Below are 5941 nucleotides of genomic sequence, written 5' to 3' on the forward strand. Positions count from 1 at the left end.
GATACATGCGCACCGGATCGTCGGTGCGATCGGTCGGTTCTTTCTTGGTGGTGGTGGCGGCAACCGCGGTGCCGGTCTGCTCAGCCAGCTCGTTGGCGTCTTCCTCGGCATCGGCCGCGGTGTCGGCGGCCTCGGGCTCCTCGCCCTGCTCGTCGTCCTCGACCACGTTGATGCCCATGTCGGACAGCATCGCCATCGTGTCCTCGATCTGCTCGGAGGTCACTTCCTCTGAGGGCAGCACCGAATTCAGCTCGTCCATGGTGACATAGCCGCGCTTCTTGGCGGCCTTGATCATCTTCTTGACAGCATCATCGGAAAGGTCGAGCAGAGGGCCATCGGTGGCGCCTTCGCGTTCGGTTTCGACCTCTTCCTTTTCCTTTGTCGCCATAGTCTTTATCTTCTCCTAGCGGCCGAACTTCAAAGCCGCGTAAGCTGTCGGACCAGTCAAATCGGATGCGCTCGCTTATGAAACGCGCTTCACCGGGCCAGTAACTGCATCAACTCGTTTCGTTTGGTGTATGTCGTTGCCCCAAAACCGGGTTTCCCCTTTTTGGGCGACATCCATTAAGTCCAGATTAACCCTGATATCTGTGGCAGGCGGGCTGCCTGTCCAGTGACCAGTACCTCACATCGCTTATTTCCCGTCGACGCGGGTTCGGGTTAACGTTTCGAATCGTCCTGATTCCGCCAATCTGCCAGAAGGTCAAGCGCCTCTCGCATGATTCGCATGAAAAAAGCGAATCAATTACCCGACTTAGCCCGTTACGCGCCATTTCGACGCGCAACGACGCTTTCTCAATTCACTCGCTTCCAACTAAGCTCGCCCTGCCCTGCCCGAGGAGACGCCAAACCCTTCGATCAGCGCTTCCGTGGCTTGCACATCCTGGAATTGCGCCTGAATTTCGATCAGGTGCCGGTAGTTTTCGTCTGTGGGATCGGTGGCGAGCGCCGCTTCCGCCTGTTTCAGTTCCTTATGTAAGGTGCGCGCGCTGCGCTGCAAGTGCAGCGCCTGGCTGAAAGCATCGCGGGCATCTTCAAGGGCGGCGGTCTCCAGCGCCGGCCATTGCCGCATCCGCCGGATCAACCCGACGGCCCGCTCCCAGATCTCGGCGCAGCCGGCGCGTTCGATCGTCGCAATCACCGCCTGCCGGTCATTGGCCATGTCATGCGCCATTGCATCGAGGATTGCCGCATGCAGCCGCCTCAGATCGGAGTTGGCGAGATCGAGAAACTCGATATGGGCGAAATTCTCGTCGATCAGTGCCGGATGGTTGACCAATGCGACGATGATCGTCGCCTCGCGCACCGACATCCCCTCGCCGCCGCGTTTGACCAAAGCCGACTGGCCGAGACTTTCGGTGATCGCAATGCGGCCGCCACCGCTCTTGGCGAACTGCCCGCCGGGAGCGGCTGCCTTGCCCTGGCCCGGGCGCCCATCCTGGCGGCCGCTTTGCCTGGTGCCGCGCTGCGAGCCGAAGAAGCTCAACACGCGCTCGCGCATCTCCTGTTGATAATGGTAGCGGAGACTTTCATCGCGGATGCGGCTGGTCAGTTCGCGCAGCGTCTTCTCAAGCTCGGCCCGCCGCTCCGGCGTGTCGAAGACGCCGCCCGCCGTCTCACGCATCCATAAAAGATCGACCAGCGGCCGCGCCTCGGCCAGAACGCTACGAAACGCATCCGGTCCTTCGGCCTTGACCAGATCGTCGGGATCCTTGCCTTCCGGCAGCAGCGCGAAACGCGCCGAGCGGCCGGCCTGCACCGACGGCAGCGCCATGTCGGCGGCCCGCCACGCGGCCTTCAACCCGGCCTTGTCGCCGTCGAAGCACAACATCGGCTCCGGCGCCATGCGCCACAGCAGCTCGAGCTGGTTCTCGGTAAGCGCGGTGCCGAGCGGCGCCACGACATTCTCGAAGCCGGCCTGTGCCAGCGCGATGACATCCATATAGCCTTCGACGGCGATGACCGTGCCGCCCTTGGCCAAGGCCTTGCGGGCGCGGGCGAAATTATAAAGCACGTTGCCCTTGTGGAAGAGCTCGGTGTCGGGCGAGTTCATGTATTTGGCCAGCGCATCGGGCTGCAGCGCGCGGCCGCCAAAGGCGATGATCTTCCCCCTGGAATCCGGGATCGGAAACATGATGCGGTCGCGGAACCAGTCATAGGAAACCGGGATGTCGTCGCCGTGGCGCACCAGTCCGCAGGCCTCGATATCGGCTTTCGGCACGCCCCTGGCGGCGAGATGCTCCTTCAGCGCATTGCGGCTGTCGGGCGCAAAACCAAGCCGGAACGATTGCTGCGTCGCCGGCGTCAGGCCGCGGTCGCGCAGATAGGCACGCGCCTTGGCGCCTTCCGGTCCCTGCAGCCGTTCCTGGAAGAAGGCGGTCGCCATCTCCATGACGTCGGTCAGGCTGGCGCGTTCCTTTTCGCGCCGCTCCTCCTGCGCATCGCGGACCGGCATCGGCACCCCGGCCATGTCGGCGATCTTTTCCACAGCTTCGGGAAAGCTCATCCCGTCCAGTTCGGTGAGGAACTTGAAATGATCGCCCGAGACCGAACAGCCGAAACAATGGTAGCGGCCCTTCTTGTCCTCGCAGTGGAAGGAAGGGCTCTTCTCGCCATGGAACGGGCAGCAGGCCCAATAGTCGCCGCGCGGTGCGTTGGTCTTCTTGCGGTCCCACGCGACGCGCTGGCCGATCACCGATGAAATCGGCACGCGGTCGCGTATCTCGTCGAGGAAGGCGGGTGGAAAGCGCATCGGGGAACTCGTTTCCCGATTATATAATCACGCCCGCGAAATCCGACGACCCTTAATGCGGGCCATACCCGGTTTCCACAGGCAAAAAGAAAGGCGGCCGTAGCGGGCCGCCTCCCTTTTCAATGTCCGGCAAGGTGCCGATTAATGCGCGGCAAGCGCGCCGAAGATGACGCCGGAGAGGATGCCGACCAGCACATAGTCGTTGCCGACGCGGATCCATTCCTGGCCGCGGCCGGGGCGATGCAGGCCGTAGCGGCCATAGTCGCGGATCGGCTGATGGCGCTTCCAGCCGGAATATTTCTGGCCATGCCGCCAGTTGTTGCGCTTCACGACGACGACCTTCTTCTTGTAAACGCGCTTCCTCACATCGCTGTGGTGGCCGGGCTTCTGCCAGTCGACCTGGCTGTAGTTCGACTGCGGCGCGTTCGGCGCATTCAGCGGTGCGGCCTGGCCGGTGAGCGACGTGGCGGCCAGCATCGAGAAAGCGAGTGCGGAAAGGACGATGCGTTTCATGAGAAGTCTCCTTGGTTGTCGATATCGAAGCAGTAGCTGCCCATCGATGAACCGAAACTGAACGCACGCATTACAATTATGTAATGGATTCCTTGATTTACCCAAGGAAGCTGAACATGATCGCAAAGGCAGGAGCCAGTCGCACCGCAAACTCGGCCTATCCGCCGCTTCGCGCCCGCCCAGCAATGCAACCATTTGCGCGTCCGTCCATTTTCCGACACCGCCTGTCGCGCGGCAACGGCCCTTGAAATCGACAAGATTTTATTATCCGGCTAAAATATTCGAGCTATTATAAGTCACCGCCATGAACATGATTCGTTCCCTCGTTTTTCCTTCTGATCGCCACGCAAAACAGGGCGGGCGCCCTGTTTGCATGCGGGGGACGAAATGAGCGGGTCCGTCGTCCTTCTGCATCTGGCCGGCGCCGTGGCGCTGATGCTGTTTGCCACCCGCATGGTGAAGACCGGCGTTGAACGCGCCTATGGCGACGTGCTGCGCCATCGCCTCCGCGCCACCATGCGCAATCCGATCATGGCGGTGCTGGCCGGCACCGGCCTTGCCATCGCCCTGCAGAGCTCCACCGCCGTCACGCTGCTGGTCGGCTCCTTCGCCGGCTCTGGCATCGTCTCTGGCGCCGCGGGTCAATTGGCAGTGCGCGGCGCCGAAATCGGATCGGCGCTGGTGGTCAAGCTGCTGACCTTCGACCTCACCTTGCTGGTGCCGCTGTGCCTGATCACCGGCACGGTCATGTTCATGGCCACCGAGCGGCGCGACTGGCGCCAGTCCGGCCGCATCCTGGTCGGCATCGGCCTTCTGATCCTCTCGCTGGAGATGATCGGCCAGGCATCGGAGCCCCTGCGCAACAGCCAGCTCATGCCGGTCATCATCAACTACTTCTCGACCGATTCCATCACCGCCTATCTGCTGGCGGCACTGATCACCTGGCTGTTCCAGTCGAGCATCGCGGCGGTGCTGTTGATGGCGACGCTGGCAGGCCGTGGCCTGATCACGCCCGAACTTGGCGTCGTTCTCATCCTTGGCGTCAACCTCGGCTCCTCGATCATCGCGCCGATGCTGACCCGTTCGTCGAGCCCCGAGGTGCGCGTCGTGCCGATCGGCAATCTCCTGATGCGCGGGCTTGGCTCGCTGGTCATGCTGATCCTGGTCATGATCTTCAGGCCGCACTTCGCCTTTCTCGGTTCGACGGCGGCGGACCAGATCGTCAATGCCCACATCCTGTTCAATGTGCTGATCCTGCTCGCCGGCCTGCCGCTGGCAGGCTTCGTCTACCGCGCTTCGGAGAAGATCGTCGCACTTGGCACCAAGCCCGTGCCGGCCGCCTCGCTTGACGTCGTCGAGCTGTCCGCGCTCAACGAAAGCGCGCTCGACGTGCCGAGCCAGGCGCTGGCCAATGCCACCCGCGAGGTGGTGCGGGTCTGCGAGACGATCGAGATCATGCTCAAGCGTATCATCGAACTCTATGAAAGTGCCGACGCCGACAAGATCAAGGCGCTGGCCGCACTCGACGACCGCGTCGACCGCAAGCACGCCGCGATCAAGCTCTACCTCGCCAAACTGACCAGGAACCCGCTGACCGAGGACGAGGCGCTGCGCTGCCAGGAACTGATCGGCGCCTGCGTCAAGCTCGAGCAGGTCGGCGACATCATCGTGCGCAACATGCTGGTGCATGTGAAGAAGAAGTTCGAGCGCGGACTGGAATTCACCGACGAGGGCTGGGCCGAGCTGTGCGCCTTCCATGGCTCGGTTCTGGCCAATGCGCGGCTTGCCTTCAACGTTCTGGTGTCGCGCGATCCCGAGACCGCCCGTCAGCTGGTGCTGGAAAAGGACCGGCTGCGCGACCGCGAAAAGGAAACCAGCGCCAGCCATTTCGTGCGGCTGCGCGACGGCACCGCCAAGAGCGTCGAAACCAGCTCGATCCATCTCGACACCATCCGCGACCTGAAACAGATCAATTCGCTGCTGGCCTCGATGGCCTATCCGGTGCTTGAAGAGCGCGGCCTGCTGACGGGGTCGCGGTTGAAGGCGAGCTGAGAAGCGCCACTTTCCCTTCTCCCCTGGGGAGAAGGGAAGCGGCTGCTCGCATCCAATTCAAGAAAACCTAAACTCGCGACAAAAATTTCTGGATTGCCCGCAAAGCCCATCCGTGGTTTGAGGCGCTTCCAGCTAAGGCTTCCCCATGTCGCTTCCGCTCATCGCCCTGTTCATCGCCGCCTTTGCCTTCGGCACCACCGAATTCGTCATTGCCGGCGTGCTGCCGCAGGTGGCGCAAGGCCTGGGCGTCTCGGTTCCCTCCGCCGGCTATCTCGTCTCCGGCTATGCCGGCGGCATCGCCATCGGCGGCCCGCTGCTGGCGCTCGCCACCAAGTCATTGTCGCGCAAGAGCCTGCTGCTCGGCCTAGCCATCGCCTTCACCATTGGCCAGGCGGCTTGCGCGCTGGCGCCCGATTTCACCTCGATGCTTCTGTTGCGCATTGCCGTGGCGGTCGCGCATGGCGCCTATTTCGGCGTCGCCATGGTCGTTGCCGTCGGTCTCGTGCGCGAGGACCAGCGCGGCATGGCTGTCGCCGTCATCCTGTCCGGCCTCACCGTCTCCAACGTCATCGGCGTGCCGGCCGGCACGCCGATGACGTTGGAGACGGTGAGGCCGGACAGGAT

5 protein-coding genes are annotated in these 5941 nt (G+C 62.8%); 2 read left to right on the forward strand and 3 right to left on the reverse strand.

The window, feature by feature from the left end; genetic code table 11:
* The 3 genes from EN884_RS22240 to EN884_RS22250 form a co-directional block, all read right to left on the reverse strand.
* On the reverse strand, nt 1-388 hold a 388-nt coding region (locus EN884_RS22240; protein WP_281034836.1), incomplete at its 3' end, for an RNA polymerase sigma factor region1.1 domain-containing protein.
* A 426-nt stretch (nt 389-814) separates the two neighbouring features.
* Nucleotides 815-2752, reverse strand: coding sequence for a DNA primase (gene dnaG, locus EN884_RS22245; protein WP_063168778.1), 1938 nt, complete (start codon nt 2750-2752; stop codon nt 815-817).
* 141 nt (nt 2753-2893) lie between these two features.
* Entirely contained in the window at nt 2894-3265 is a 372-nt protein-coding gene (locus EN884_RS22250; RefSeq protein WP_013530147.1) for an RcnB family protein, read from the reverse strand.
* 387 nt (nt 3266-3652) lie between these two features.
* Here EN884_RS22250 and EN884_RS22255 point away from each other — a divergent pair, with 387 nt between their 5' ends.
* Complete coding sequence (locus EN884_RS22255) at nt 3653-5317, forward strand: Na/Pi cotransporter family protein (RefSeq protein WP_013530146.1); 1665 nt, start codon at nt 3653-3655, stop codon at nt 5315-5317.
* Nucleotides 5318-5462: 145 nt separating this feature from the next.
* Nucleotides 5463-5941, forward strand: a 479-nt coding sequence (locus tag EN884_RS22260; protein WP_164895105.1) for an MFS transporter, incomplete at its 3' end; no start/stop codon positions are given.

It is taken from the genome of Mesorhizobium sp. M7A.F.Ca.AU.001.01.1.1, from assembly GCF_004022735.1.
GTDB lineage: Bacteria > Pseudomonadota > Alphaproteobacteria > Rhizobiales > Rhizobiaceae > Mesorhizobium > Mesorhizobium ciceri.